The following is a 928-nucleotide window of genomic DNA, read 5'->3' on the forward strand; positions in this document are numbered from 1 at the left end:
GGTACTTCCAGCGCATCGGCCAGCGCCACTTCGACCCGTTCCATCAACGGGTAATGCCACCATACCCCGCCCTTGGCACGCGAGAAAGCAAGCGGTAAAGCCCACAATTCAAACGATGCAAAGCTGCCATCCGGGCGCACCACCTCGGGACGGGCAATCGCGCCCCGTGCCGTTTCGACCAATAATTCGCGCACCGGCGCCTCGGCCAATAGCCCCAGCTGGGCCTCGGTAAACACCGCCTGATCGCCCCCCATCAGCACCTGCTGTACGGCGGCCGTCAGCTGCATGCGCGCCATAGGCTCGGCCAGTGCCTCGCGCGCCTTGTCCATCAGGCCGACAATCGCGGCCTGACGCTCGGCCGGCGGCAAAGGCTCGGTCGGAATCACACGCATTTCGCGCTGCATCGGATTGGCTTCACGCTCGGCATAAGCCTTGTTCAGCCGATCGTACAAGGCCATGGCCTCGTCGCAGATGCGCTGCAAGGCGGCGGCAGTCGGCGGCTCCTCCATGAAATTGAAGTCAAACATGCGCAAACCGCTATTGCAGACATAGTGGGTGATGTTTTCAGCTTCGTCGTATAGCACGGCACTGGCAAAACCCTCCGCTTCACGCCCGGCAAACGGCATATTGTCGTTACCGACCAGACGGCAGATAAAGGCCGGTGCCTCGGTGTGCACGATGTACTCATAAGGCTCCAGCCCCTTGTCGTCGACGGCATCGCCAAAGATAAAGCGGTTGGGAACAAAAGGATCGCCCTTGATGCGTGCGTTGCGGGGATGCGGTTTCATGTGTGACTCGGGACCAGACGGAAATTCAGCCTGCCATTCTACCGCGCCCCAGTGCCGGCGTGTTAGCCATGCGGCGGCGCCAGTGCCCTCGCTCAGCATCCAGCCACAGCACCTGTGCATCTGCACACAGCTGGCCTCGA

1 pseudogene is annotated in these 928 nt (G+C 61.6%); it reads right to left on the minus strand.

From position 1 onward, the window contains the following. A pseudogene (locus EGI20_RS18815) lies at positions 1-788 on the minus strand (hypothetical protein); the annotation flags it as partial. Between the last annotated feature and the right edge of the window lie 140 nt (positions 789-928).

This window comes from Aquitalea sp. S1-19 (assembly GCF_024343515.1).